18 protein-coding genes, 3 tRNA genes and 1 pseudogene are annotated in these 26,599 nt (G+C 71.8%); 14 read left to right on the top strand and 8 right to left on the bottom strand.

Going from position 1 to position 26,599, the window contains the following annotated elements:
* The first annotated feature begins 145 nt into the window (after nucleotides 1–145).
* The 8 genes from ppdK (at nucleotide 146) to ACRWK8_RS19160 (ending at nucleotide 14,389) form a co-directional block, all read left to right on the top strand.
* Nucleotides 146–2,839, top strand: coding sequence for a pyruvate, phosphate dikinase (gene ppdK / locus ACRWK8_RS19195; RefSeq protein ID WP_431871962.1), 2,694 nt, complete (start codon nucleotides 146–148; stop codon nucleotides 2,837–2,839).
* A gap of 341 nt (nucleotides 2,840–3,180) precedes the next feature.
* On the top strand, nucleotides 3,181–4,278 hold the full coding sequence (locus tag ACRWK8_RS19190; RefSeq protein WP_431871960.1) for a YdcF family protein: 1,098 nt from the start codon (nucleotides 3,181–3,183) through the stop codon (nucleotides 4,276–4,278).
* A gap of 49 nt (nucleotides 4,279–4,327) precedes the next feature.
* Nucleotides 4,328–5,593 carry a deoxyguanosinetriphosphate triphosphohydrolase gene (locus ACRWK8_RS19185; RefSeq protein WP_378741148.1) on the top strand — a complete coding sequence of 422 codons (1,266 nt, stop codon included), beginning with the start codon at nucleotides 4,328–4,330 and terminating at the stop codon, nucleotides 5,591–5,593.
* Nucleotides 5,594–5,740: 147 nt separating this feature from the next.
* Nucleotides 5,741–6,766, top strand: a complete 1,026-nt coding sequence (locus tag ACRWK8_RS19180; protein ID WP_431871957.1) for a LacI family DNA-binding transcriptional regulator — start codon at nucleotides 5,741–5,743, stop codon at nucleotides 6,764–6,766.
* 126 nt (nucleotides 6,767–6,892) lie between these two features.
* Nucleotides 6,893–8,743: a DNA primase gene (gene dnaG / locus ACRWK8_RS19175; RefSeq protein ID WP_431871955.1), complete on the top strand. Its 1,851-nt coding sequence runs from the start codon at nucleotides 6,893–6,895 to the stop codon at nucleotides 8,741–8,743.
* Between the two features lie 161 nt (nucleotides 8,744–8,904).
* Entirely contained in the window at nucleotides 8,905–9,957 is a 1,053-nt protein-coding gene (gene rpoD, locus ACRWK8_RS19170) for an RNA polymerase sigma factor RpoD (RefSeq protein WP_378741155.1), read from the top strand.
* Nucleotides 9,958–10,074: 117 nt separating this feature from the next.
* The gene (locus ACRWK8_RS19165) at nucleotides 10,075–11,403 is read left to right on the top strand and encodes a glycoside hydrolase family 18 protein (RefSeq protein ID WP_431871953.1); all 1,329 of its coding nucleotides are present in this window, start codon (nucleotides 10,075–10,077) and stop codon (nucleotides 11,401–11,403) included.
* A 58-nt stretch (nucleotides 11,404–11,461) separates the two neighbouring features.
* Complete coding sequence (locus ACRWK8_RS19160; protein WP_431871951.1) at nucleotides 11,462–14,389, top strand: FAD-binding and (Fe-S)-binding domain-containing protein; 2,928 nt, start codon at nucleotides 11,462–11,464, stop codon at nucleotides 14,387–14,389.
* Between the two features lie 22 nt (nucleotides 14,390–14,411).
* On the opposite strand, the gene ACRWK8_RS19155 is transcribed toward ACRWK8_RS19160, so the two are convergent.
* Together ACRWK8_RS19155 and ACRWK8_RS19150 are read right to left on the bottom strand one after the other, a co-directional pair.
* A complete protein-coding gene (locus tag ACRWK8_RS19155) occupies nucleotides 14,412–14,957 on the bottom strand; it encodes a hypothetical protein (protein ID WP_431871949.1) in 546 nt (181 codons plus the stop codon).
* Between the two features lie 2 nt (nucleotides 14,958–14,959).
* Nucleotides 14,960–15,304, bottom strand: coding sequence for a hypothetical protein (locus tag ACRWK8_RS19150; protein ID WP_378741163.1), 345 nt, complete (start codon nucleotides 15,302–15,304; stop codon nucleotides 14,960–14,962).
* 158 nt (nucleotides 15,305–15,462) lie between these two features.
* On the opposite strand from ACRWK8_RS19150, the gene ACRWK8_RS19145 reads away from it, so the two are divergent.
* Both ACRWK8_RS19145 and ACRWK8_RS19140 read left to right on the top strand, forming a co-directional pair.
* Nucleotides 15,463–15,535, top strand: a tRNA-Asn gene (locus tag ACRWK8_RS19145).
* Between the two features lie 163 nt (nucleotides 15,536–15,698).
* Nucleotides 15,699–15,771, top strand: a tRNA-Asn gene (locus tag ACRWK8_RS19140).
* Between the two features lie 120 nt (nucleotides 15,772–15,891).
* Here ACRWK8_RS19140 and ACRWK8_RS19135 read toward each other — a convergent pair.
* Nucleotides 15,892–16,776, bottom strand: a complete 885-nt coding sequence (locus tag ACRWK8_RS19135; protein WP_378741165.1) for an SAM-dependent methyltransferase — start codon at nucleotides 16,774–16,776, stop codon at nucleotides 15,892–15,894.
* A gap of 607 nt (nucleotides 16,777–17,383) precedes the next feature.
* Here ACRWK8_RS19135 and ACRWK8_RS19130 point away from each other — a divergent pair.
* Both ACRWK8_RS19130 and ACRWK8_RS19125 read left to right on the top strand, forming a co-directional pair.
* Entirely contained in the window at nucleotides 17,384–18,085 is a 702-nt protein-coding gene (locus tag ACRWK8_RS19130) for a RibD family protein (RefSeq protein ID WP_378741167.1), read from the top strand.
* Nucleotides 18,085–18,570, top strand: a complete 486-nt coding sequence (locus tag ACRWK8_RS19125; protein WP_378741169.1) for a cytidine/deoxycytidylate deaminase family protein — start codon at nucleotides 18,085–18,087, stop codon at nucleotides 18,568–18,570. The genes ACRWK8_RS19130 and ACRWK8_RS19125 overlap by 1 nt, the downstream gene beginning before the upstream one ends.
* A 30-nt stretch (nucleotides 18,571–18,600) precedes the next feature.
* Here the strand turns inward: ACRWK8_RS19125 and ACRWK8_RS19120 are convergent, their stop codons facing one another.
* Complete coding sequence (locus tag ACRWK8_RS19120; RefSeq protein WP_431871997.1) at nucleotides 18,601–21,093, bottom strand: DEAD/DEAH box helicase; 2,493 nt, start codon at nucleotides 21,091–21,093, stop codon at nucleotides 18,601–18,603.
* 148 nt (nucleotides 21,094–21,241) lie between these two features.
* Complete coding sequence (locus ACRWK8_RS19115) at nucleotides 21,242–22,231, bottom strand: malate dehydrogenase (RefSeq protein WP_378741171.1); 990 nt, start codon at nucleotides 22,229–22,231, stop codon at nucleotides 21,242–21,244.
* Nucleotides 22,232–22,492: 261 nt separating this feature from the next.
* Between ACRWK8_RS19115 and ACRWK8_RS19110 the strand changes: the two genes are divergently transcribed.
* Nucleotides 22,493–22,566: transfer RNA gene (locus ACRWK8_RS19110), tRNA-Ile, on the top strand.
* Nucleotides 22,567–22,945: 379 nt separating this feature from the next.
* On the opposite strand, the gene ACRWK8_RS19105 is transcribed toward ACRWK8_RS19110, so the two are convergent.
* A complete protein-coding gene (locus ACRWK8_RS19105) occupies nucleotides 22,946–23,380 on the bottom strand; it encodes a hypothetical protein (RefSeq protein WP_431871946.1) in 435 nt (144 codons plus the stop codon).
* A gap of 19 nt (nucleotides 23,381–23,399) precedes the next feature.
* The gene (locus ACRWK8_RS19100) at nucleotides 23,400–24,002 is read right to left on the bottom strand and encodes a hypothetical protein (protein ID WP_431871944.1); all 603 of its coding nucleotides are present in this window, start codon (nucleotides 24,000–24,002) and stop codon (nucleotides 23,400–23,402) included.
* A 234-nt stretch (nucleotides 24,003–24,236) separates the two neighbouring features.
* Here ACRWK8_RS19100 and ACRWK8_RS19095 point away from each other — a divergent pair, with 234 nt between their 5' ends.
* Nucleotides 24,237–26,144 carry a GDSL-type esterase/lipase family protein gene (locus tag ACRWK8_RS19095; RefSeq protein ID WP_431871942.1) on the top strand — a complete coding sequence of 636 codons (1,908 nt, stop codon included), beginning with the start codon at nucleotides 24,237–24,239 and terminating at the stop codon, nucleotides 26,142–26,144.
* 10 nt (nucleotides 26,145–26,154) lie between these two features.
* Here ACRWK8_RS19095 and ACRWK8_RS19090 read toward each other — a convergent pair.
* Nucleotides 26,155–26,526 (bottom strand): annotated as a pseudogene (locus ACRWK8_RS19090) (TetR-type transcription factor C-terminal domain-containing protein); the annotation flags it as partial.
* Nucleotides 26,527–26,599: the final 73 nt, after the last annotated feature.

Below are 26,599 nucleotides of genomic sequence, written 5' to 3'. Positions count from 1 at the left end.
ATAGACCTCTTTGGCGTCCATGAACAGGCACTATGCCGAAACAGGGTGGTTCATGGAGGGTCGCTTGTGCGGACTGTGGATAGGGTCGCGCCCAACAGGGGCCGACCCCACGCCGACGGCCGCGAGAGAACGAGGGAGCACCCCCGTGACCAAGTACGTCTACAAGTTCACTGAGGGCAACAAGGACCTGAAGGACCTGCTCGGCGGCAAGGGGGCCAACCTCGCCGAGATGACCAACATCGGTCTCCCGGTTCCTCCCGGTTTCACCATCACCACGCAGGCGTGCCGTCACTACCTGGAGAACGGCGCCGTCCCCGACGGGCTCGACGCCGAGATCGAGGCCGACCTCAGGGACCTGGAGAAGGCCATGGGGCGGAGCCTCGGCCAACCCGACGACCCCCTCCTGGTGAGCGTGCGGTCCGGAGCCCGCTTCTCCATGCCCGGCATGATGGAGACGGTCCTCAACATCGGCCTCAACGACGAGTCCGTGGTCGGCCTGGCCGCCCAGGGCGGCGACGAGCGCTTCGCCTGGGACTCCTACCGGCGCCTCGTCCAGATGTTCGGCAGGACCGTCCAGGGCATCGACGGCGACCTGTTCGAGGAGGCCATCGACGAACTCAAGGCCGCCAAGGGCATCACCGACGACCTCGACCTGGACGCCGCCGACTTCCGCCAGCTGGTGGAACGGTTCAAGGAGATCGTCACCGAACAGACCGGGAGCCCCTTCCCGGCCGACCCCCGCGAACAGATGAACCTCGCGGTCAGGGCCGTCTTCGACTCCTGGAACGCCCCCCGCGCCGTCCTGTACCGCCGCCAGGAGCGCATCCCCGCCGACCTCGGCACCGCCGTCAACATCTGCTCCATGGTCTTCGGCAACCTCGGCATGGACTCCGGCACCGGCGTGGCCTTCACCCGCGACCCCGCCACCGGGCAGACCGGCGTCTACGGCGACTACCTCCAGAACGCCCAGGGCGAGGACGTGGTGGCGGGCATCCGCAACACCGTCCCCCTCACGGAGCTGGAGCGGATCGACCCCCACAGCCACGCGGAACTCCTGGGGATCATGGACACCCTGGAGAACCACTACCGCGACCTCTGCGACATCGAGTTCACCATCGAGCGCGGCCGACTCTGGATGCTCCAGACCCGCGTGGGCAAGCGCACCGCCGCGGCCGCCTTCCGCATCGCGGACCAGCTCGTGGACCAGGGCATGATCGGTCTGGACGAGGCGGTCCAGCGCGTCACCGGCGACCAGCTCGCCCAGCTGATGTTCCCCCGCTTCGACGAGGAGGCCGCCGCCGGGGAGGACGTCCACCGCCTCGGGCGCGGCATGAACGCCTCCCCGGGCGCCGCCGTCGGCAAGGCCGTCTTCGACTCCTACACGGCCGTCAAGTGGTCGCGCAGCGGGGAGCGGGTCATCCTCTGCCGCCGTGAGACCAACCCCGACGACCTGGAGGGCATGATCGCGGCCGAGGGCATCCTCACCAGCCGGGGCGGCAAGACCTCGCACGCCGCCGTGGTCGCCCGGGGGATGGGCAAGACCTGCGTGTGCGGGGCCGAGGAACTCGACATCGACACCAAGAACCGTCGGATGACCGCCCCGGGCGGCGAGGTGATCGAGGAGGGTGACGTCATCTCCATCGACGGCACCAGCGGCCGGGTCTACCTCGGTGAGGTGCCGGTCGTCGACTCCCCGGTGGTCCGCTACTTCGAGGGGGAGATCGACCCCGCCTCCGACCAGGCCGACGACCTCGTGCGCTCCGTGCACCGCCTCATGCACTACGTCGACGCGGCCCGCCGCCTCTACGTGCGCGCCAACGCCGACACCCCCGAGGACGCCGCCCGCGCCCGCCGCATGGGCGCCCAGGGCATCGGCCTGTGCCGCACCGAGCACATGTTCCTCGGCGACCGCCGCCAGCTCGTCGAGCGCCTGATCCTGGCCGACACCCCCGACGAACAGCAGGACTCGCTGGACGCCCTGCTGCCCCTCCAGCGCGAGGACTTCGGGGGAATCCTGGAGGCCATGGACGGGCTGCCCGTCACGGTCCGGCTCCTCGACCCGCCACTGCACGAGTTCCTGCCCGACATCACGGAGCTCTCGGTGCGCGTGGCCGTGGCCGAGGCGCGGGGGGAGAGCCACGAGAACGACCTGCGGGTCCTCCAGGCCGTGCACAGGCTCCACGAGCAGAACCCGATGCTGGGGCTGCGCGGGGTGCGCCTCGGCCTCGTCGTGCCGGGGCTGTTCACGATGCAGGTGCGGGCCATCGCCGAGGCCGCGGCCGACCGGATCAGGGCGGGCGGTCGCCCCCGGCCCGAGATCATGATCCCGCTGGTGGGCACCGTGCAGGAGCTGGAGATCATCCGGGACGACGCGCTGCGCGTCCTGCGCGAGGTGGGGGAGGAGAGCGGCGTGGAGCTGGACTTCCCGGTCGGCACCATGATCGAGCTGCCGCGCGCGGCGCTCACCGCCGGGCAGATCGCCGAGCACGCCGCCTTCTTCTCCTTCGGCACCAACGACCTCACCCAGACCGTGTGGGGCTTCTCCCGCGACGACGTGGAGGCGTCCTTCTTCTCCGCCTACCTGGAGAAGGGCGTGTTCGGTGTGTCGCCGTTCGAGTCGTTGGACGTGGACGGGGTGGGCCGCCTGGTCCGCATCGCCGCCGAGGAGGGCCGCGCCGCGCGGCCCGGCATCAAGCTCGGAGTGTGCGGTGAGCACGGCGGCGACCCGGCCTCGGTGCACTTCTTCCACCAGGTGGGGCTGGACTACGTCTCCTGCTCCCCGTTCCGGGTGCCGGTGGCCCGGTTGGAGGCCGGTCGGGCCGCCGGCCGCTCCGTGTAGCGGCCCACGATCACCCGTGGCCGCGCCCCCGCGACAGGGGCGCGGCCACGGGCGTTCCGGGCGTCCGGGGACACTAGAATCGGGCGTCACGGCCCAGGTCGACGGAAAAGTCAACCGTGACCTTTTCGTGATATATTCTCGACGTCGGTACGCTCCTGAGCGCGACGCCCCCGATCCCCCTCCACGCGGTCGGGGCCGCGGGCGTCCATCGGCCACCCGTTCCACCTCGGCTCCCCCTTCCCGGTGTCCCCGCTCACACGGGGAGGCCACGAACCAGCGGTGGGGGCCGGGCGTCCCAGAGGGGGTACCGCGTCATGATCCAACCAAGCGGAGGTGGGCCGGTGCGAACGGCGAGCGACGGTCGCGGTGACGAGCCGTGGGACGACCCGGCCACGGCCCCCTTTGACCACGAGGCCACACAGGTGTTCTCCCGTGACGGGCTGGCCGGTGCGGCCTCGGCGGCCGAGAGCACCCGGCGGTTCACCCGTCCCGAAGCCTCCGGCGGTCCCGTCGGCCCGGACGACGGCACCCGGGAGTTCAGCCGCGCCGACCCGACCGACTCCGCCGACCAGGGCGCCGCCTTCACCCGCAGGTTCGTCCGCGACCGACCGCCGACGCGCGGGGGCCGCGACCTTCCCCCGTACCGGGACACCGCCGACGACGACCACGGGCACGGCGGTACCGAGGACGGATACGAGGACCCCCTCGACCCTCCCTTCGGGGAACCGTACGAGGAACCGCCCTCCCGTGAACGCGGCGGCCGCCGGAACCCGCCGCCGCCCCGCGGACCGCGCACCCACACACCCAGGCGCCGCAGGCGCCGCCGCTTCCGGGTGCGCTGGCTCGTCGCCCTGATCCTGGTCACCGCCCTGGCGATCCCGCCCGGCACCTGGGGATGGGTCTGGTACACCGCCCGCCAGGACGACCGCGCGACCTCCGACGCCATCGTGGTCCTGGGCGCCAGCCAGTACAACGGCGTGCCCTCGCCCGTCTTCGAGGCCCGACTGCGCCAGGCGCAGGTCCTGTACCTGGACGGTGTGGCGCCGCACATCGTCACGGTGGGCGGCAAACAGCCCGACGACGCCTTCACCGAGGCGGCGGCGGGCCGCAACTGGCTCATCGAGGTTGGCATCCCCGCCGACCACGTCGTCGCGGTCGAGGAGGGCAGCGACACCCTCCAGAGCTTCCAGGCCATGGAGGGGGTCTTCGAGGCCAACGGCTGGGAGACCGCCATCCTGGTCTCGGACCCCTGGCACAGCCTGCGCAGCAAGGTGATGGCCGCGGACCACGGGATCGAGGCGGGCACCTCGCCCGCGCGCTCCGGCCCCGCCGTCATCGAGCGCCGGACGCAGCTGTGGTACATCACGAGGGAAACCGCCTCGCTCTGGTACTACTGGATCTTCAACGACAGCAGCGACATCCGTGTCAACGCGGCCTGACCAGGGCCAATGACATGTTTCGTCGTCGCCGGGAAGTAGGCTCGGGGCCATGACGACCATCCCCGGAGAGACCGTGACCCCGGAGAGCGGAACCCACGGGTACACCGCGCGCGACACCGAGCGCTACTCCCAGGAGTCACACAAGAGCAGGCGGCGCGGCCCGTTCGAGAGGGACCGTGCCCGTGTCCTGCACAGCTCCGCGCTGCGTCGGCTCTCCGCCAAGACCCAGGTCGTCCAGCCCGGAGTGAGCGACTTCCCGCGCACCCGGCTGACCCACTCCCTGGAGTGCGCCCAGATCGGCCGGGAACTCGGCCAGGCCCTGGGGTGCGACCCCGACCTCGTCGAGGCCGCCTGCCTCTCCCACGACCTCGGCCACCCGCCCTTCGGCCACAACGGAGAACGCGCCCTGGACGAGGCGGCCGCCGCGTGCGGTGGTTTCGAGGGCAACGCCCAGAGCCTGCGCCTGCTCATCCGCCTGGAGGGCAAGGTCATCGACCCCGACGGCCGCAGCGCCGGGCTCAACCTCACCCGCGCCACCCTGGACGCCACCGTCAAGTACCCCTGGAGACGCGGGGAGGGCGGCGACACCCACAAGTTCAACTGCTATCCCGACGACTCCGAGGCCTTCACCTGGCTGCGCGAGGGAGCGCCCGTCGGACGCACCTGCTTCGAGGCCCAGGTCATGGACTGGGCGGACGACGTCGCCTACTCCGTGCACGACGTCGAGGACGCCCTGCACGCCGGGCTGGTCAGCATGGCCGCCCTGCGCGACCCCGTCCAGCGCGCCGAGGTCTGCCGGATCGCCGCCGCCTACTACTGCGACGCCGAACCGGCCGAGCTCGACGAGGTCCTCGGCGACCTGCTCGCCGCACCCGTCTGGCCCACCGAGTTCACCGGCGACCTCGCGTCCCTCGCCGCGCTCAAGAACCTCACCAGCGAACTCATCGGCCGGTTCTGCCGCGCCGCCGAGGGCGCCACCCGCCGCGCCCACGGACCCGGCCGACTCACCCGCTACCGCGCCGACCTCGTCCTGCCGCGCCGCGCCCTCCTGGAGTGCGCCCTGCTCAAGGCGGTGGCCGCGCACTTCGTCATGTCCCGCGAGGAGGCCAGGATCTACCAGGCCGAGGAGCGCCGCACCATCACCGAACTCGTCACCGTCCTGTGGGAGGGGGCGCCCGGGGCCCTGGACCCCCAGTTCCGCGCCCTCTACGAGAACGCCACCGACGACGCCTCGGCCCTGCGGGTGGTCGTGGACCAGGTCGCCTCCCTCACGGACACCTCCGCCACGGCCCTGCACGCCCGGCTCGTCCGCTGACCCGTCCCCCCACAGGCGGGCGAGATCGTCGCGCCCACCGGTCTTGACGCGCACCGCGGGAGCCCACACACTGCTCAGTGCGTCCGGCCACCGTGCCCGTGTGGCGGGGCGCCCAGGAGCGCACCGGTACGAGCGAGGGACCAGGGCATGCCCCCACAGCCTGGACGCGGCCCCGTCATGAACGACGTCGCCAGGCTGGCCGGTGTCTCGCACCAGACCGTCTCGCGCGTCCTCAACGCCCACCCGGGAGTGCTCCCCGAGACCGAGGCCCGTGTGCGCGCGGCCATCTCCGAACTCGGCTACCGCCGCAACTCCTCCGCGCGCGCCCTGGTCACCCACCGCTCCGCACTGGTCGGCGTCCTCACCACCGTCCCCGACCACCCGGACACCGTCCGTGCGGTGGTCGGGATGGAGCGTGCCCTGGGCGCCACCGGACGCACCGTGCTGTACGCCGGAGCCGCGCCCGAGGACCTGTCGGCCGTGGCCGAACGCCTGCTGGAACACGCCCCTGAGGGCTGCGTCGCCCTCGTCCCCGGCCAGGAGGGGGAACTGGCCGCCCTCCAGCACCCGCCGCCGACCGTCGTGATCGACCCCGACCCCGGTAACCCGCACCACACCCTGGCGGCGGTGGGGACCGACCACCTCGGTGGTGCCCGCGCCCTCACCCGCCACCTGCTCGGGCTCGGCCACCGCACCGTGCACCACGTCGCGGACGACGCACCGGGGCACGCGGCGCGCACCCGGGGATGGCGGAGCGCCCTGGCGGAGGCCGGGGCGCCGGTACCCGCACCGGAGATCCCCGCCCGGACCGGACCCGGAGGCGGTCACGCCGCCGGACTCGCGCTCGCGGCCCGGCGCGCGGCGGGGGAGGAGGTCACCGCGGTGCTCGCCGCCGACGACCTCCTCGCCCTCGGGGTGCTGCGCTCCCTCGCGGAGTCCGGTCTGCGCGTTCCCGGGCAGGTCAGCGTCGCCGGGTTCGGCGATCGCCCGGAGGCGGCCCACCTCGTCCCCGCGCTGACCACCGCCACCGGTGACCCCGCCGAGGTGGGGGAGGCCGCCGTGGGCCTGCTCCTGAGACTGCTCGGCGGCCACGACACGGACACGCCCCTGCTGGTCCCGGCCCGCCTACGGGAGCGCCACAGCACGGGACCACCACCCCTGCGCCGCCGCTGACCTCCGACCGAGGGCCGCGACGACCGTCACTCCGGGCGGCCGGACCCACCCGTGGGCGGGCGACGCGGGCGACCCGCCCTGTGGACGGTGGTCGGAACGTCCCGGGGGAGAACTACCCTGAAAACCGTGGCAGGCCGGATCAAAGACGAAGACATCGCCCTCGTACGCGAGCGCACACCCATCGCTGACGTGATCGGTGAGTACCTCCAGTTGCGCAACGCCGGAGGTGGCTCGCTCAAGGGGCTCTGCCCCTTCCACGACGAGAAGTCCCCCTCCTTCAACGTCACCCCCGCCAAAAACTTGTTCTACTGCTTTGGTTGCGGGGAGGGCGGGGACGTCATCTCCTTCGTGCAGAAGATCGACAGCCTCAGCTTCGCGGACGCGGTCGAGTCCCTGGCACGGCAGACCGGGATCGTCCTGCGGTACGAGGAGGGCGGGCGCAGCACCCCGCGCAGGGACGAGGGCAAGCGCCAGCGCCTGCTGGACGCGCACCGGGCGGCTGCCCAGTTCTACTCGGAGCAGCTCCTGTCTCCCGGTGCGGTCGCGGCGCGGCGGTTCCTGGGGGAACGCGGGTTCAACCGGGTGCACGCCGAGCAGTTCGGACTGGGGTTCGCCCCCGGCGGCTGGCAGAACCTCACCGACCACCTGCGGCAGAAGGGGTTCACCGACGCCGAGATCATCGAGGGAGGCCTGGCCAGCCAGGGGCGGCGCGGCGCCTACGACCGGTTCCGCAACCGCCTGCTCTGGCCGGTGCGGGAGGTGACCGGTGAGGTCGTCGGGTTCGGGGCGCGCAAGCTCGACCCCGAGGAGGACGGCCCCAAGTACCTCAACTCCCCGGAGAGCCCCATCTTCCACAAGGGGCGCCTCCTCTACGGCCTGGACATGGCCAAACGGGAGATCTCCCGACAGGGCAAGGCGGTCATCGTCGAGGGCTACACCGACGTCATGGCCTGCCACGAGGCCGGTGTGACGACCGCGGTCGCCACCTGCGGCACCTCGTTCGGCGAGGACCACCTGAAGATCCTGCGCCGCATGCTGCACGGGAGGGCCAACCACGAGACCCGGGTCGTGTTCACCTTCGACGGCGACAAGGCCGGGCAGAAGGCGGCCGTGCGCGCCTTCGCTGAGGAGCACGGCTTCTCCTCCGAGACCTTCGTGGCCGTCCAGCCCGACGGGCTCGACCCCTGCGACCTGCGTCTCCAGAACGGGCCCCAGGCGGTGGTCGACCTCGTGGACGAGGCCACCCCGCTGTACGAGTTCATGGTCCGCAAGACCTTCGAGAACTACGACCTGTCCACCGTGGAGGGCCGGATCGCCGCCCTGGACGCCGCCGCGCCGGTGGTGGCGAGCATCCGCAACGCGGGCACCCGGGAGGCCTACGCCAAGAACCTCGACCGCTGGCTCGGGTTCCTGGACGAGGCCTTCGTCGTGCGCCGCGTCCGCCAGCACATGCGCCAGGGCGGGGCCCGGCCCGCGCCCCGGGCGCCGCTGCCCACCCCCGACGCCCAGAGTGCCCCCTACGACCTGCGCGACCCCTCGGTGCAGCGCGAACGGGAGGCCCTCAAGATCGCCGTGAAGCACCCGAACCTGGCCCGGGGCTTCGACACCCTCACGGACGAGGACTTCACCGTCCCCCAGCACCGCGCGGTGCTCCAACTCATCCGGCAGCAGGGCGGCATCGACGCGGTGAGCGATCCCGAGACGTGGGCGCTGACGCTCCGGGACGCGGCGCCCAATGACGCACAACGCGATTTCGTCACACGCCTGGGTGTAGAGGAGATCAAGTTCTATGGAGAACTCGACGAGCATTTCGCCCAACAAATCCTGAGCACAATCAGGACTCATTCCATCAACCGGCGGGAGTCAAACCTCAAATCCGAACTGCACCGGATTGACCAGGTCGCCCAACCGGAGGAATACAACCGGGTCTTCGTCGAACTCATGCAGCTCGGCCAGCAGAAACGCGCTCTTCAGTAGTCGCGTCGCAGCGGTATGTAGCACCGGGGTGACAATAGTAGTTCTCCCTGTCGCGGCAGGTGTCCGGGCACAATGGAGTGGTGCCTCCCACAGTCGTGTCCAACGAAATTCCGCCCGTTCGCCAGGTCGTTCCGCTCCTCCCCGACTCCGGCCGGGGAACGGTGAGTCGTGGGGAGGTCGCGTCGGCGTTGGAACGCCTCGACGCGCCGCCCGACTCGCTGGACCAGACCATCAGCGACCTCGCGCACGCCGGGGTCGACGTGGCCGAGCCCCCCGAGGAGGCGATCCTCGTCACCGACCCGGGCCGCCGCTCGGGGTCGGACCTGGTCCGCATGTACCTCCGCGAGATCGGCCGGGTCCCGCTCCTGACCGCTCAGGAGGAGGTGGACCTGGCCAAGGCCGTCGAGGCGGGCCTGTACGCCCAGCGCCACGAACCCGCCCCGGGGCACTGCGCGACCGACGAACTCGCCGTGCTTGTGGAGGAGGGTAGGCGGGCCAAGCGGCGGCTGATCGAGTCCAACCTGCGCCTGGTCGTGTCCATCGCCAAGCGCTACATGGGGCGCGGGCTCCTCTTCCTGGACCTCATCCAGGAGGGCAACCTCGGCCTCATCCGGGCGGTGGAGAAGTTCGACTACACCAAGGGCTTCAAGTTCTCCACCTACGCCACCTGGTGGATCCGCCAGGCCATCACCCGGGCCATCGCGGACCAGGCCCGCACCATCCGCATCCCGGTGCACATGGTCGAGACCATCAACAAGCTCGTCCGCGTCCAGCACCAACTGCACCAACAGCTCGGGCGCGAGCCCACCGTCGCCGAGATCTCCGCCGCCGCCGGATGCGTCGGAGAGCGGGTCCTGGAGATCCAGCGCATCGCCCGCGAACCGGTCTCCCTCCAGTCACCCATCGGAGAGGAGGAGTCCGACTTCGGCGACTTCATCGAGGACTCCGACGCGGTCACGCCGGTCGAGGCGGCCGCCTTCACCCTGCTCCAGGAGCAGTTGCGGGTGCTGCTGGGCGACCTCTCGGAGCGGGAGAGGCGGATCATCCGACTGCGCTTCGGCCTGGCCGACGGCCACCCGCGCACCCTGGAGGAGGTCGGCCGCGAGTTCGGGGTCACCCGGGAGCGCATCCGCCAGATCGAGGCCAAGACCCTCGCCAAGCTCCGCCACCCCTCGCGCGCGGGCACCCTGAAGGACTTCCTGCACGGCGGCTGAGCCACCCATCAACGTCCGGGACCCGCGACGGGTTCCCCCGAACCGTGGAACGGCCTCATCTGGCCGACATGGGACGAACGCCCCGCCCGCCCCCCGCCGTGCCCCTACGGTCGAGGTGTGAACGCCCTGCCGACCCCGCCCGAGTCCAGGTCGCCCCTCGGACGGCGTCCCCTGCTGGCGCTGGGCGCGGCCGCGACCGCCGTCCTGCTGCTCGTGGGTGCCGCCGTCGTGCTCAGCTCCCGACACGAACCCGAGCGGATCGGGTACTTCGCGGACTGGAACGTGGCCAACCGCGGCTACACCGTCAACGAACTGCGCCGGAGCGGGGCCCCCGCCGACCTCACCCGGATCATGTGGGCCTTCGGCGGCATCGACGACGACGGCCTCTGCCACATCCCGGAGGGCCGCCACGACCAGCCCTGGGAGCTCTACCAGCGGCGCTACACCGCGGACGAGAGCGTGAACGGGCGCGCGGACGAGTACGAGCAGGAGCTGGCGGGTGGCCTCAACCAGCTGCGCCAGCTCCGAGCGGAGTACCCGGACCTGGGCGCCAGCCTGTCCCTGGGCGGCTGGAACTGGTCGGTGAACTTCTCCACCGCCGCGCGCACCCAGGAGTCCCGTGCGGCCTTCGTCGCCTCCTGCCTCGACCTGTGGTTGCGCGGGGACCTCCCGGTGCGCGGTGACGAGCCCCAGGGGGGCGCGGGAGCCGGAGCGGGAGTCTTCGACGGTATCGACCTGGACTGGGAGTGGCCGGGCGGGGACGGCAACCCCGACAACGTGGTGCACGCCGACGACCCCGCCAACTTCACGCTGCTGGCAGCCGAGTTCCGCCGCCAGATGGACGCCCTCTCCCGGGAGACGGGGCAGGACTACGTGCTGTCGGTGTCCCTGCCCGGCGGGCCGGACCACGCCGAGGCCTACGAACCCGAGGTCTTCGACCACGTCGACTTCGCCACCGTGCAGGGGTACGACTTCTCCGGCCCCTGGAGCACGCACACCGCCCACCACTCCAACCTGTACGCCCCCGACTTCGACCCACGGGCCAACAGCGTGGACCAGGCCGTCCGGCGCTACCTCGACCTGGGCGCCGACCCCGGGCAGCTCGTGATGGGTGTCCCGGCCTTCGGACGCGGCTGGCAGGGGGTCCCCGCCGGGGACGACGGCCGTGGCCAGCGGGCCGAACGCGCGGCCGACGACGACTACGACGGCCCCACCCGCCCCTTCGACCAGCTGGAGGAGATGGACGGACGCCGCTTCCTGGACGAGGAGTCCGGCGCCTACTGGGTCTACGACGGCGACGAGTGGTGGACCTACGACAACACCGAGGTCGTCGAACTCAAGGGCGACTACGTCCGCGAGCACGGCCTGGCCGGAATGATGGTGTGGAACCTCGACATGGACCCCGACGGCGCACTGGTCCGCGCCATGCGCGAGTCCCTGGACTGAGCGCACCGCGCCGCGCGCCGAGGTTGCCACCCCACACCGCCCGCGCCACGCTGTGGGCATGGCCGATCCGCACAGCACCATCCCACACCCGGACCTTCCCGCACTCCGCCGCGACCTGGAGGAGGGCGTCCAAGGAACCGTCGCCCTGGACGCGGGCACACTCGCCCTCTACACCTCCGACGCCTCCAACTACCGGCGCGTCCCGCTCGCCGTGGTCATCCCCGAGACCGTCGACGACTGCGTGGCAGCCGTCCGCGCCTGCGCCGCGCACAGGGTGCCGATCATCCCGCGCGGCGGCGGCACGTCCATCGCCGGGAACGCCATCGGCACCGGCGTGGTCATCGACACCTCACGCCACCTGCGCGGGATCCTCGACATCGACCCGGAGGCGCGCACCGCCACCGTCGAGCCCGGGGTCATCCTCGACGACCTGCGCGCCGCCACCGCCGAACACGGGCTCACCTTCGCACCGGACCCCTCCACCCACAGCCGCTGCACCATCGGCGGCATGATCGGCAACAACGCCTGCGGCTCCCACTCGGTGGCCTGGGGCACGACCGCCGACAACGTGGTCTCCCTCGACCTGCTGCTCTCCGACGGCACCCGGATCACCGTCGGCTCCGGGCACACCGAGGCGGAGTTCGAGGAACTCGCCGCCCGCCCCGGACGCGAGGGGGAGATCCACGCGGCCCTGTCCCGCCTCGTCGAGGCCCACCGCGCCGAGATGCGCACCTCCATGCCCGAGTTCCGGCGCCGCGTCTCCGGTTACGCCATCGACCGCCTGCTGCCGGAGAAGGGCCGCGACGTCGCCGCCTCCCTGGTGGGCACCGAGGGCACCTGCGCCATGGTCGTGGGCGCCACCGTGCGCCTGGTCGAGTCACCTCCGGCCCGCGCCCTGGCCGTCCTGGGCTACGACGACGCCCCCTCGGCCGCCGACGCCGTCCCCGGGCTGTTGGAGCACTCCCCCCTCACGGTCGAGGGCATCAACGACCGCATCGTGGCGGCCCTGGACCGCCACGGGTCGAAGTCACGGGTCCCGCTGCCGCTCGGCCACGCCTGGCTGCTCGTGGAGATCGCGGGCGCGACCCCGGACGAGGCGGCCGCCGCCGCACGGGAGATGATCGACTCCCTGGGCGAGGGCACCCGTCCGCGCGACTCCGCCGTGGTCACCGACCCCGCCCACCAGAAGGCGCTGTGGCGCATCCGGGAGGAGGGCGCCGGACTCACCTCCCGCACCCCCACGGGGGCCGAGGCGTGGTCGGGCTGGGAGGACGCCGCGGTCCCACCGGAGAACCTCGGAGACTACCTGCGTGACTTCGAGGCCCTGATGGCCCGCCACGACCGCTACGGCGTCGTCTACGGGCACTTCGGCGACGGCTGCCTGCACGTGCGCATCGACTTCGAGCTCACCCACGAGCGCGGACGCCGCGAGTACCGGGCCTTCATGGAGGAGGCCGCCGGGATCGTGGTGCGGCACGGGGGGTCGCTCTCCGGTGAGCACGGTGACGGCCAGGCGCGCTCCGAACTCCTCTCCCGCATGTACCCGAAGGGCCTCGTGCGGGCCTTCGGTGAGTTCAAGCGGGCCTGGGACCCCGACGGCCTCATGAACCCGGGCATCATCGTCGACCCGCTGCCGCTGGACGCCGACATCCGGGTCGCCACCGACGTACGCCCGGAACTCCCGCTGCTCTCCCGGACCACCCTGGCCTACGGCGAGGACGACGGGGACTTCGCCAAGGCGCTCCGGCGCTGCTCGGGGGTGGGCAAGTGCCGCCGCCAGAGCGGCCCCGGGGTGATGTGTCCCAGCTACCAGGTGACCCAGGAGGAGAAGCACTCCACCCGAGGCCGCGCCCACCTGCTCTTCGAGATGGCCAACGGCGAGGTGATCACGGACGGGTGGCGCTCGGAGGAGGTCCGGGAGTCCCTCGACCTGTGCCTGTCCTGCAAGGGGTGCCTGAGCGACTGTCCGGTCAACGTGGACATGGCCTCCTACAAGTCCGAGTTCCTGCACCAGCACTACAAGGGACGGATCCGCCCGGCCGCGCACTACTCGATGGGCTGGCTGCCGGTCCTGGCCCGGCTGGCCTCCCTGGCCCCGATGGAGGCCAACCGCGCGGTGCGTCTGCCCGGGGTGTCCTCGCTGGCCAAACGGATGGCCGGGGTGGCCGCCGAACGCGATCTCCCGGCCTTCGCCCCCACCACCTTCGCCCGCGCCCACCGGCGCCGTCTCAACCGGGGCGAGGGGCGCGCGGGCGGGCCCAAGGTGGTGCTGTGGCCGGACACCTTCGGCAACCTGTTCCACCCGAACGTCCTGGTCTCCGCCGTCCGCGTGCTGGAGGACGCGGGGTTCTCCGTGGTGCTGCCCAAGGGTCAGGTCTGCTGCGGACTCACGTGGGTCTCCACCGGCCAGCTGGACGTGGCCCGGGCGGTGATGCGCCGCGCGGTGGCCGCCCTGGCGCCGCTGGTGTCCCAGGGGCTGCCCGTGGTGGGCCTGGAGCCGAGCTGCACGGCCGCGCTCAAGCACGACCTCGTGGAGCTGCTGCCGGGGGAGGAGAGTTCACGGGTCGCCGCCGCCGTGCACACCTTCGCCGGGTTCCTCAACGAGCACGCGCCGGACTGGCGTCCGCCGCGCGTGGACGCCTCCGCCCTGGCCCAGGTGCACTGCCACCAGCACGCCGTGTCCGGATTCGACGCGGACCGGGAGCTGATCGCCCGCGCCGGGATCGACGGTGAGGTGCTGGACTCCGGCTGCTGCGGGCTGGCGGGCGACTTCGGTTTCACCGAGGGGCACTACGAGGTGTCCTCGGCCATCGGTGAGCGCGAGCTCCTGCCCCAGGTGCGCGCGGCCGACCCCGACACCCTGGTGCTCGCGGACGGCTACAGCTGCCGCACCCAGATCGAGCAGGGGACCGGACGCCGGGCCCTGCACCTGGCCGAGGCGCTCGCGCTGGGCCTGGACCGCAGGGGCCGGACCCGGCGCGACTGACGCGGGCGGGTGCGCGGTGGGCTCACACGCCCATCTGTTCGTGGAGGAGGGCCAGGGCCCGGGAGACGGCGTCGGACAGGCGCGGGTCCCCGGGGTCCAGGTCCTCGCCCAGGTGCACCCGCCAGTCGATCTCACTGCCCAGGGGCGCGCGCCGGGCCACCAGCCGGAAACCGGTGGCGGACTCGGTGGTGGGGAAGGGGACGAAGCGGTTCACCAGGATGGTGGAGGTGACCCGTTCGGCGACGGTCTCGGCGATGCGCCGGTAGTCCACCGGGTCGCCGGTGAGTTCGGTACGCAGCCGCACGGTGTGCTCGCCCACGCCCTCCTCGACGAACGTGAGCGCGTCCGGGGTCCACCGGGCCTGGTCGATGTCCTGCCAGGGGACGCTGCGACCGTCGGGCAGGTACAGCGCCCGGGTGGTGGCCACCAGCACGGCGGCGGGCCCGGTGCCCTCGGAGCCGGGGGCGCCGCCGGCCGGTGCGGCGACGCGGGCCTGGGAGAGCACCCGCTCGCCGCGCTCCAGCCGGGAACGGAGGTCCTCGGGGACGTTCTGGCCGAACAGTGCCATCGTCAGACGTCCCGACCCTCGGCTCCGCCGCCGTTGGCGCCGCTCTCGGGGCGGGTCCCGTTGGACATGCTGGTCTCCCATTCGACGAGGGCGATCTCCTCCTCGGTGGGCCGCGCGAGGAAGTCGCGCACGGAGGTGATGGGCATCCTCTCGACGGCCTTGTCGTAGACGGCGCGGCCCGCCCTGCTGGTCTGCGCGCCGACGACCCCGGCCACCTCCTGGACCAGGGGGCTGTCGGCCACCTTGCGGGCGGTGCGTGCGAGCTGCTCGTAGCGGGCCCGGCCCGCCTTGGCGCCCAGCACGTATCCGATGGCGAGTCCGGCGACGAACGTGATCCGGTAGCGCATGGGTTCCTCTTTACGGCCTTGGTGACGGTCGACGTGGTCCGTGCCCCGACGTTACCCGGTCGTGCCGCGGGCCACACGGGCCGACACCGGTCACGAGCACTCCTGAAGCGCGCTAGTCTGTTCATGTCGACGAGGCCGCTGGCCTCGGAAACGCGCGATCCCGCGTAGCTCAATCGGCAGAGCAGCCGGCTGTTAACCGGCAGGTTACTGGTTCGAGTCCAGTCGCGGGAGCGTAGGAGGAAGGCCCGTCGGGGAGCCCGGCGGGCCTTCGTCGTGTGTACCCGTCCGACGTCGCGAAAGCTGGGCCGAGCCCCGAGAAAACGTCCCAAGCACCCTTGCGGGCGCGCTAGGATTAGTGCTGTCGCCAAGGCCGCAGGGCCTGGGGGAGACGCGATCCCGCGTAGCTCAATCGGCAGAGCAGCCGGCTGTTAACCGGCAGGTTACTGGTTCGAGTCCAGTCGCGGGAGCGTAGGAGGAAGGCCCATCGGAGGAATCCGGTGGGCCTTCGTCGTGTGCGGGAACCAGGGGCGACCCCCGCCCGCTGCCGGGCCCGTGGGCTCCAACGCGGGGACGAGGGTGGACCGTACTCAGACGCGTCCCATGCCGCCGATGATCAGGTGCCGGTTGCGGTGCGGCATCTGGTAGCTCCCCGGGACGGGGGGAGCGACCGGAAGGGTCCGCCACTTCTGGGCTTGGAGCAGGCCCGGAGGCACCGATTCCCAGCCGTCGAAGAGTGAGGCGACCTCGGATTCCGCGCGCCAGTAGCCGTGCCCGAGCTGCTCGGTGAACAGCTGCTGGAGCTGGTCGGCCCGGAGCGCGTCCTTGGGGTGGCGGACGGGGTCGGGGCGACAGTAGTGGCTGAGGACCATGTGACTCCCGGGAGCCAGGGCCCCGCGCAGCTCCGCGATGCCGCGAGCCGCCGTGTCGAGGTCGCCCAGGTGCGAGACCACCCCGGTGAGCAGGAGACCGACCGGTCGGTCGAGGTCCAGGAAGCTCGTCTCCGGGTCGCGGAGAAGGCCGGGGACGTCCTCCAGCCCGCCGCGTACGGCGGTGGTGGTGCGGCCGTCACGGATCAGGGCCAGATGGTGGGCGAGCACCACGGGGTCGTGGCTGGCGTAGACGACCCGGGCGTCGGGGACGCTCTCGTGGGCGATCTCGTGCGGATCCCCCGGAGTGGGCATGCCCGCGCCCACCTGGAGGAACTGTCGGATCCCGAGGTCGGTGGCGAGGTGCCGCACGGCCCGCTGGAGGAAGGCCCGTTCCCCCAGGACGAGGTCGACGAACCCGGCCGCCGTGTTCTCGGCCTTGGCCGCCAGGTCCCGGTCCACCTGGAAGTGGTCCTTGCCCCTGAGGTGGAAGGAGTGGAGCCGGTTGATGTTGGCCCTGGCCAGGTTGACGGGCGGCGGGGGCTTGGCCCGGACGTGGTTGTCCCCCGCCTGCCTCAGGAAGTCGGGGGAGGTGAAACGAGACATCGCCGTCCTCTTGTCTGAGGTGGGGAAGTGCGGTCGACTCCCAGGATTGGGATGACCCCTTGCGGGGTCGCGTCAAAGGATTCTATTCCGCGTTGGCGCGGTTGTTAACAGAGTCCACGATACCGGTGGTAAAAATCGTCGACCGGGCTCGTCCTTGGAGGTGTGGAGGTCACGCGTTAAGACGGGCTTGCGTGGACTTGCGCTTATACACCCAATGTCCATTTTGCGAGGAATGGGGGTCGAGATCGTGTCCACTCCGCCCCCGCACCCACCCGGCGATGACCCGCATCCCCCTTCCCTCAGGCCTCACCGGGCACTCCGTCGCGGCCGGAGCGCACCCCCACGCGTGCGCCCGCTCCCGGTGCGCTCCGTCCGAAGGGCCCGGGTCATCGGTCCCGAACCGTTCGGGAGTGAAATCGGTCCGGGGGCACGAGGGGAAAGGCGATGGACAATTTCCCTAACGCACCCGTCTGCCTGCGATAATCCGCCGAATCGCGGTGAAGGTCATTCACGATCGGGGTCGGAGGGAAGCACCGGAAAAGGGGGTGGTCGGACCAGGGGGACGCGCCCCGGGCCCCGACTCCCCGGCCCCGGTTAACCTGGTGCCATGGACCGTCCCCACACCATCCTGAGCTGTGCCATGTCGATCGACGGACGCATCGACGACACCAGCCCCGAACGCCTGCGCCTCTCCAACGAGGCCGACTTCGCCGAGATCGACGAACTGCGTGCCGGATGCGACGCCATCCTGGTCGGCGCGGGCACCCTGCGAGCCGACGACCCCCGCCTCCTGGTGCGCTCGCCGGTCCTGAGGGAACGCCGCCGGGCACGGGGACGGACCGAGAACCTGCTCAAGGCCGTCGTCACCCGGAGCGGCGACGTGGACCCCGGGGCACGCCTCTTCTCCACCGGCGACGCGGGCGCGGTCGTCTACACCGGCGGCGCCGGGGTGGCCACCGCCACCAGGCTCCTGGCCGGGCGCCCCGACACCGACCCGCCCGCCGAGGTCGTGGACGCGGGAGACCCGCCCACCGCCGAAGCGATCCTGGCCGACCTCGCGCAGCGCGGCGTCTCCCGCCTGCTGGTCGAGGGCGGCGGCCACATCCACACCCTGTTCCTCACCTCGGGGCTGGCCGACGAGCTCCGGCTGGCGGTCGCCCCGTTCCTGGTGGGGGAGGAGGACGCCCCGCGCTTCGTCATGCCGGGCGCCTACCCCTACACCCCCGGGTCGCCCATGCGCCTCGTGGAGGCCCGCGCCCTCGGGGAGATCGCCGTGCTCCGGTACGCCCTCGACACGGTGGAGCGGTGATGGACCGGAACGCGACCACGAGCGGACCGGCGCCGGAGGAGGGCGGGGCCGACGCGTTCTGGCTCACGGAGACGGTGCGGCTGTCGCGCTCCTGCCCGCCCTCGGCCACCGCCTATTCGGTGGGGGCCGTCGTGGTGGCCGAGGACGGTGCGGTCCTGGGGGCGGGGTACTCCCGTCGTGACGACCCGCACGACCACGCCGAGGAGGTCGCGCTGCGCGGGATCGACCCCGAGGACCCGCGCCTGGCCGGAGCGACCGTCTACTCGTCCCTGGAACCGTGCAGCTCGCGTGCCTCACGCCCGCGCTCGTGCACCGAGCTCATCCTCGCCACACCCGTGCGCCGGGTGGTCCTGGCCTGGCGCGAACCGGCGCTGTTCGTGGACTGCGACGGCGCCGAGCGGCTGGCCGCGGCGGGGGTCACCGTGGTCGAGCGCCCCGACCTCGCGGAGGGCGTCCGCGAGGTCAACGCCCACCTGCTCGGCTGAGGGGACCTCCGCGCGGAGGCCCCCGAACGGCTACAGCCGGTTCACGTCCGTCACGTGCACCACGGCGCGGCCCTCGGCGTTCGACGCGGCCAGGTCGACCTCGGCGCTGATACCCCAGTCGTGGTCACCGGCCGGGTCAGCGAGGATCTGCCGGACCCGCCACATGTCGTCCTCCTCCTCGATGAGGAGCATCTTCGGGCCGCGCGCGTCCGGGCCCGTACCGATCTGGTCGTGTTCGGCGTAGTACGCCTCCACGGCCTCGGCCCACTCCTCGCCGCTCCACTCGTCGTCCTCGGACAGCTTCCCGAGGTCGCCGTAGCGCCGCCGGGAGGCCAGCTCCACACGGCGGAACATCTCGTTGCGGACCAGCACCCGGAAGGCGCGGGCGTTGGAGGTGACCGGCCGAACCCTCTCCTCGGCCTCGGCCGCCTCCCCCTCGGACTCCTCCTCGGGGTTGGTGAGCTGCTCCCACTCGTCCAGCAGACTGGAGTCCACCTGGCGCACCAGCTCGCCCAGCCACTCGATGAGGTCGCGCAGCTCCTCGGTCTTGGAGTCGTCCGGCACCGTCTGGTTGAGGGCCTTGTAGGCGCTGGCCAGGTACCGCAGCACGAGCCCCTCGGAGCGGGCGAGCTCGTAGTAGCCCACGTACTCCACGAAGTTCATCGCCCGCTCGTACATGTCGCGGGCCACGGTCTTGGGCCGCAGCGGGTGGTCGCCCACCCACGGGTGACCGCGCCGGTAGACCTCGTACGCGTGGTCGAGGAGTTCCTCCAGCGGCTTGGGGTAGTCGATCTCCTCCAGCCGCTCCATGCGCTCGTCGTACTCGATGCCGTCCATCTTCATCTGCTGGACGGCATCGCCCCGGGCCTTGTTGAGCTGGGCCCCGAGGATCTGGCGCGGGTCGTCCAGCGTGGACTCGACCACGGTGAGGGCGTCCAGCGGGTAGGTCGGGGACTCGGTGTCCAGGAGCTCCAGCGCCGCCAGGGCGAACGTGGACAGCGGCTGGTTGAGCGCGAAGTCGGCCTGGAGGTCCACGGTGAGCCGGGCCGTGCGCCCCTGGTCGTCCGGTTCGGGCAGGGCCTCGACGATCCCGCCGTCCAGCAGCGACCGGTAGATGGCGATCGCCTCGCGGATGTGGCGCCGCTGGGACTTGCGGTCGTCGTGGTTCTCGGTGAGCAGGTGCTTCATGGCGGTGAAGCAGTTGCCCGGCCGCGCGATGACGCTCAGCAGCATCGCGTTGCTCACTCGGAAGCGCGAGTTCAGCGGCTCGGGGTCGGCGTCGATCAGCTTGCGGAAGGTGGCCTCGTCCCAGGAGACGAACCCCTCGGGCGCCTTCTTGCGCACCACCTTGCGTCGCTTCTTGCTGTCGTCGCCCGCCTTGGCCAGCGCCTTCTCGTTCTCGATGACGTGCTCGGGGGCCTGGGCGACCACGTTGCCGACCGTGTCGAACCCCGCCCGCCCGGCGCGTCCGGCGATCTGGTGGAACTCACGCGCGCGCAGCCTGCGCACCCGGACGCCGTCGTACTTGCTCAGCGCGGTGAAGAGCACCGTGCGGATGGGCACGTTCACGCCCACCCCCAGGGTGTCGGTGCCGCAGATGACCTTGAGCAGTCCGGACTGGGCGAGCCGCTCCACGAGACGCCGGTACTTGGGAAGCATCCCCGCGTGGTGCACGCCGATGCCGTGCCGCACGTAGCGGGACAGGTTGCGGCCGAACTTGGTGGTGAAGCGGAAGTTGCCGATCTCGTCGGCGATCCGCGCCTTCTCCTCCTTGGTGCACATGTTGATGCTGGTCAACGACTGCGCGCGCTCGATCGCCTGCGCCTGGGTGAAGTGCACGATGTACACGGGCGCGTCCCCGTTGCCGAGCAGCTCCTCCAGGGTCTCGTGCAGCGGGGTCGCGCGGTAGTCGTAGTAGAGGGGGACGGGGCGCTCGGCGGACGTGACCACGGCGGTCGATCGTCCCGTGCGCTTCTCCAGGTCCTCCTCGAAGCGGCTGACGTCGCCGAGGGTGGCCGACATCAGCAGGAACTGCGCCTGGGGCATCTCCAACAGGGGGACCTGCCAGGCCCAGCCTCGGTCGGGTTCGGCGTAGAAGTGGAACTCATCCATGACGACGGTGTTGATGTCGGCGTCGCGGCCCTCGGCCAGGGCGATCTGGGCGAGGACCTCCGCCGTGCAGCACACGATGGGCGCGTCGGCGTTGACGCTGGCGTCGCCGGTCATCATGCCGACGTTCTCGGTGCCGAAGATCTTGCACAGGTCGAAGAACTTCTCCGACACCAGCGCCTTGATGGGCGCGGTGTAGAACGCGCACTCGTTCCGTGCCAGAGCGGCGAAGAGCGCGCCCGTGGCGACCATGCTCTTGCCGGAGCCGGTGGGGGTGTTGAGGATGACGTTCGACCCGGAGACGACCTCGATGAGGGCCTCCTCCTGGTGCGGGTAGAGGGTGAGGCCCCGCTCCTCGGCCCACAAAGCGAACGCCTCGAAGAGGGAGTCGGGTTCTGGTTCGGCCGGAAGCACATCAATGAGACTCACGGTCTCTATACTGCCCGGTCCCCGACCCCCTTCGGGACACGGCGGGGTGTTCGTCCCCTCACCGGCGCCCGGAACACCGACGGGCACGTCCCCCGAGGGGAGACGTGCCCGTCACCGTGGTACCGCTCCGAACCTAGACCAGGCCGAGCTGCTTGACGGTGTCGCGCTCCTCGACGAGCTCCTGCACCGAAGCGTCGATACGGCCGCGCGAGAACTCGTCGATCTCCAGGCCCTGGACGATCTCCCACTTGCCGTTCCGGGAGGTGACGGGGAAGGAGGAGATGAGGCCCTCGGGGACGCCGTAGGAACCGTCGGACGGGATGGCCGCGGAGGTCCAGTCGCCCTCGGGGGTGCCGTTCACCCAGTCGTACACGTGGTCGATGGCGGCGTTGGCGGCCGAGGCGGCCGAGGAGGCGCCACGGGCCTCGATGATCGCGGCGCCGCGCTTGGCGACGGTCGGGATGAAGTCGTTCTCCAGCCAGGCCTGGTCACCGACGGCCTTGGCGGCGTTGGCGCCGTTGACCTCGGCGTTGAACAGGTCCGGGTACTGGGTGGCGGAGTGGTTGCCCCAGATCGTGAGCTTCTTGATGTCGTTGATCGACACGTCCAGCTTCTTGGCGAGCTGGGTGAGCGCGCGGTTGTGGTCCAGACGCGTCATCGCGGTGAAGCGCTCGGCCGGGACGTCCGGGGCGTGGCTCTGCGCGATGAGGGCGTTGGTGTTGGCGGGGTTGCCGACCACCAGGACGCGGATGTCGTCGGCGGCGCCGGCGTTGATCGCCTCGCCCTGGGGCTTGAAGATGCCGCCGTTGGCCTGGAGCAGGTCACCGCGCTCCATGCCCTTGCCGCGCGGGCGGGCGCCGACCAGCAGACCCACGTTGGCACCCTCGAACGCCTGGGTGGCGTCGTCGAAGATGTCGATGCCCTGGAGCAGCGGGAAGGCGCAGTCGTCGAGCTCCATCGCCGTGCCCTCGGCGGCCTTGACGGCCTGCGGGATCTCCAGCAGGCGCAGCTTCACCGGGGTGTCGGCACCGAGCAGCTGGCCGGAGGCGATCCGGAACAGCAGCGCGTAGCCGATCTGACCGGCCGCGCCGGTGACGGTGACGTTGACGGGTGCGTTGGACATGCGTGAACTCTCCTGACGACGTTGTGCGACCCGCGATGTTACCAACGGGTTCGTGACGGCTCCGGTGCCGGGCCCAGGGGGTACGGCCTGGCGCGCGCCGCACCATCACACCCTAGACCGCCCCCCGGCGCCGCTCGCGTCCAAGGTGCGCCCAAGCGCTCCGCGCGTCGTCACGGGTGCGGGCAAGCCTTGCGGAGCAACGGATTTCGGGCGAGGAAACGTCGGACGCATCCTGTTAGGATGACGTTTGCTGACGACGGAGGGCCGGTAGCTCAGTTGGTTAGAGCAGGGGACTCATAATCCCTGGGTCGCGGGTTCGAGTCCTGCCCGGCCTACCCCTTCCGAACATACGAAAAGCGCCGCCAGCCTGCACCGACAGGCCAGCGGCGCTTTCTTTCCCACCCGGCTGTGTACTGTCGGTCACGACTCGGCCCGGGCCCACCTTGCTGAATGTGTGCTGACGTTTCCCGGACCCGAAACCCGTCGAAACCACCCTTCCCGCGCACGCGGGATTCCCCTTCACTCAGCGCGGGATTCGGGCATAAAACCCAAGAAGGGCGTCAAGTCCCTGCCGCCCCATTCCCGCCCCCGGCACGGCGAGGTGCCGTCGCACCTCTCGGGCGAGGTTCACGCGCCCCTCGTCGTCACCCTGCTCTCAGTCGGGGGCGCCGACGACCCGTCGCGACCGTCGTCGCCCCCGTTCCCGAACACCGGTCAGTCGTCTCCGACCAGCCCCCGTACGAAGGCGCGGTGGTCCCGCAGCGTCACGCGCAGGGCCTCGGTGTCCTCGTCGGCGTCCTCCAAGGCGGTGCGCAGGGCGGCGCGGCGCGCCTCGATCTCAGCGATCACGGCGTCGGCCACCTCCGAGGCCAGGGCGTCCGCCGCGCGCACCGATCCCGGCGGGTCGTCCACGAACTCGCCCTGGGCCGCGTCCCAGCGTTCACGCACCTCGGCGGGGACCAGGCCCCGGGGCTGCGGCCGCCAGTCTCGGGAGGGGTCGGGGGTCCTTCGGGGGCTGCCCTGCCGGGGCACTCTCACCTCGGTGGTCCGGGGGGTCTCCGGTTGCTCCGGAGCCGGGGGCTTCACGGGTTCGGGGTCGATCCGTTTCGCACCCGGACGGTGCCTGGGCCGCACTGGGCGATCCGCCATGTGTACCTCCCTCGTGTGCTTACTCCACCTGTGCGGTGCGGGTGGTCTCGGTGCCGAGCAGGGCCTCCACCAGGCCCCGGTAGGCGATCAGGGCCTCGCGCAGGTTCTCGGTGGCCGTCTCGTCGGCCTCCGCGAGGTGTCCCGCGGCACGGGCCGCGCGGTAGCGGGCGACCGCCTCCGCATGGTCCACGGACAGGTCCCGGGCCCGCCGCTCGAAGCTCGCGTCGTCGTGGACGCCGTCCTCCGCGACGGGGCCGTCGGGGTAGCCGAGGTCCCGCATGATGGTGTCGGTGAGTCTTCGGGCTCCCCGGACCGCCGCGACCGGGTCGTCGACGAACTCCTTCTGCACGTCGGTCCAGGCGCGTGCGTGGTCGGAGCGTTCCTGTTCGGTGGGGGCGCGCAGCTCCGTGTCCCGGCGCTGGCGCAACCGCCCGGCGAGGTCCTGCTCGGCCCCGTCCCGGTCGCCGTGCGCCGCCAGGGCCTGCTCGTACTCCGGGCCGAACCGCGCCCTGAGCCGCCGCGTGCGCAGGGCGGGGAGGACCGCCAGCCACGCGATGATCGCGGCTCCTCCGATGACGATGACCACGGCCGCGACGATGATGACGATCGTTCCGGTCTCCACGGGGGGTACCTCCTGACGAGCCTGTGCCCCCGCGCGCGCGGTGCGAAACGCCACGTTCCGTGTTGTGGATGTCCCTGGGCCGCTCACGGCAGGTCCGGAACCCGATAGGTCCGTTACGCCCTAGACTGGCCGCCGGTCGGAGGGGCACCGTGGCCCACGTCTCGGCAACCACCGCGCCGCGGGGACCGTCGAACACGTGAGGTGAACGGACGAAACCGGTGAGGAAGGCGTGCGGTGGACGGGGGCAGAACGGCGGGGCACGGCACGGACCGGCCCGCCACGGTCTGGGACCACGTCCTGAGGGTGGTCTCCGTCGGCACCGTGGTGGTCCTGCTGCTGGTCGCCTTCAACGCCAGCGTCTCCCGCGACGTCGCCGTACGGCCCGCCGAGGAGCGTGGCGAGTCCGGCGCGCTCCCGCTCTCCGACGTCCTCGACGGGACCGGTGTCTCCCAGGACGGCACCGTGGGCTCCGCCGACCTCGACGGTGCGGGCAACAGCCTCTCCGCCCGCACCCTGGCGGCGGCGGGCTGGCGCCCCGGGCAGGAGGTGGTCCTCCTGGACACGCCGCTCGAACTCCCCGCCTACGGCCCGGGTCGCCCGGACCACGTGACCGCCGACGGCCAGTCCGTGGCCCTGTCCGCCGCACCCGCCCGGTGGGACTCCCTGACCTTCCTGGCCACGGGCACCCGCACCGACGGCACCGGCGCCGACGTCCGTGGCGAGGGCCGGGTGGTCTACGCGGACGGCACCACCCAGGACTTCCCCCTCTCCGTGCCCGACTGGGCCGCCGGTCCGGCCGGGGACGCCGCCCTGTCCCTGCCCTACGCCAACTCGGCCACGGGATTCGGGCAGGGCGCCATCGGCTCCGTGCGCCTCTACGCCCGCTCGGTACCGCTCGACCAGGGCCGGGAGGTCGACCACGTCGTCCTGCCCACCGTGGCCGACGACGACGCCAGCCTGCACGTGTTCTCCCTGGGCGGGCGCCCGGCCACACAGGCCTGGACCGGCACCTGGGCCCGGGCCGTCTCCGGGTACGCGTCGGTCGGCCCCTGGGAGGACCAGACGCTGCGGATGACCGTGCGCACCACCACCGGCGGTCACAAGGCGCGCCTGCGGTTCGACAACACCTTCGCCGCCCGCCCGGTCACCCTGGGCGCGGTCTCGGTCTCGTTGCGCGGCCAGGGCGCCGCCACCCACGGAGCGGCGGTCCCGCTGACCTTCGACGGGGCTCCCGGCGCGGTCATCCCCGCCGGAGGGAGACTGGTCACCGACCCCGTCGACCTCCTCCTGCCCCCGCAGACCGAACTCCTGGTCAGCGTCCACCTGCCCGAGCGGGTGACCGCCGCGCCCATCCACTACGCGTCGGTCGACACCAACTACACGAGCGTCCCCGGCAGCGGTGACCAGACCCTGGACCGCACGGGAGAACCCTTCACCGGGTTGGTCGAGCAGTGGCCCTTCCTCACGGGCGTCGAGGTGACGGACGGGCCCGGGGCGGTGGTGACCTACGGCGACTCGATCACCGACGGGCTGCGCTCCACCCGGGACGGGCACGCGCGCTGGCCGGACGTGCTCAGCGCACGGCTGCACCGGAGCCAGGACCTGCCCAACCTGGGCGTGCTCAACCTCGGAGTGGCGGGCAACCGGATCACCTCGGACGGCTACCCGGGGGAGGGCGTGTCCACCTACGCCAGCGGCGTGAGCATGCTGCACCGGGCCCAGCGGGACGTGTTCGCGCAGAACGGCGTGGAGGCCCTCGTGGTCTTCGCGGGGATCAACGACCTGCGCTGGGGCGCCACCCCGGACGTGGTGGTCGCCGGGCTCGGGAGGCTGGCCCTGACGGCGGAGGAGCACGGGGTGCGGGTGTTCGTGGCGACGCTCGCTCCGTGCGCGGGGGGTTCACGGTGCACCCCGGAGGTGGAGGAGGCGCGCCAGCGGGTCAACGCCCACCTGCGTTCGGAGGCGGCGGACCCGGAATCGGTCTTCACCGGGGTGTGGGACTTCGACGCGGTGCTACGGGATCCGGCGCTTCCGGAGCGGTTGCGTCCCGAGTTCGACTCCGGTGACCACCTGCACCCCAACGACGCGGGGCTGCGGGCCGTCGCGGAGTCGGTGGACCTGTACGAGCTCGTCGGGGGCTGAACCGTCGCGGTCAGCGCGGACAGCGCAGGTGGTGGTGGATCACCAGGTCCACGTACACCCCGCCCAGGTCGTTGAGGCTGAGCCCGGCCCCGGGGTCGTACCAGTGCAGGAGGGAGTCGAAGGTTTCCAGGACGCTGTCGGTGGCCCTGCCGGTGTCCCGTATCCGGAACTGGTCGGCGGTCACCCCGGCCACGATGATCTCGCGCACGTGCTCGCGGTAGGTCCGGTGCAGCGAGCTGATCTCCCGGTGCCGGACGGGGTGGATGGCGCGCAGGGTGGGCAGCAGTTCCTGGCTCAGGGCGATGGCGGACCGGTGCCGCCAGCCCGAGTTCACGTGTCTGCGGACCAGGCTGGACATGCGTTCGGTGGGGGAGTTCCCGGGCGCGGGGGGGGGGGGGGGGGGGGGGGGGGGGGGGGGGGGGGGGGGGGGGGGGGGGGGGGGGGGGGGGGGGGGG

The sequence above is a fragment of the Nocardiopsis eucommiae genome (assembly GCF_965344335.1).
Lineage (GTDB): Bacteria > Actinomycetota > Actinomycetes > Streptosporangiales > Streptosporangiaceae > Nocardiopsis > Nocardiopsis eucommiae.
Note: the sequence above shows the minus strand (reverse complement) of the source record. Positions and strands in the feature narration are given on the sequence as shown.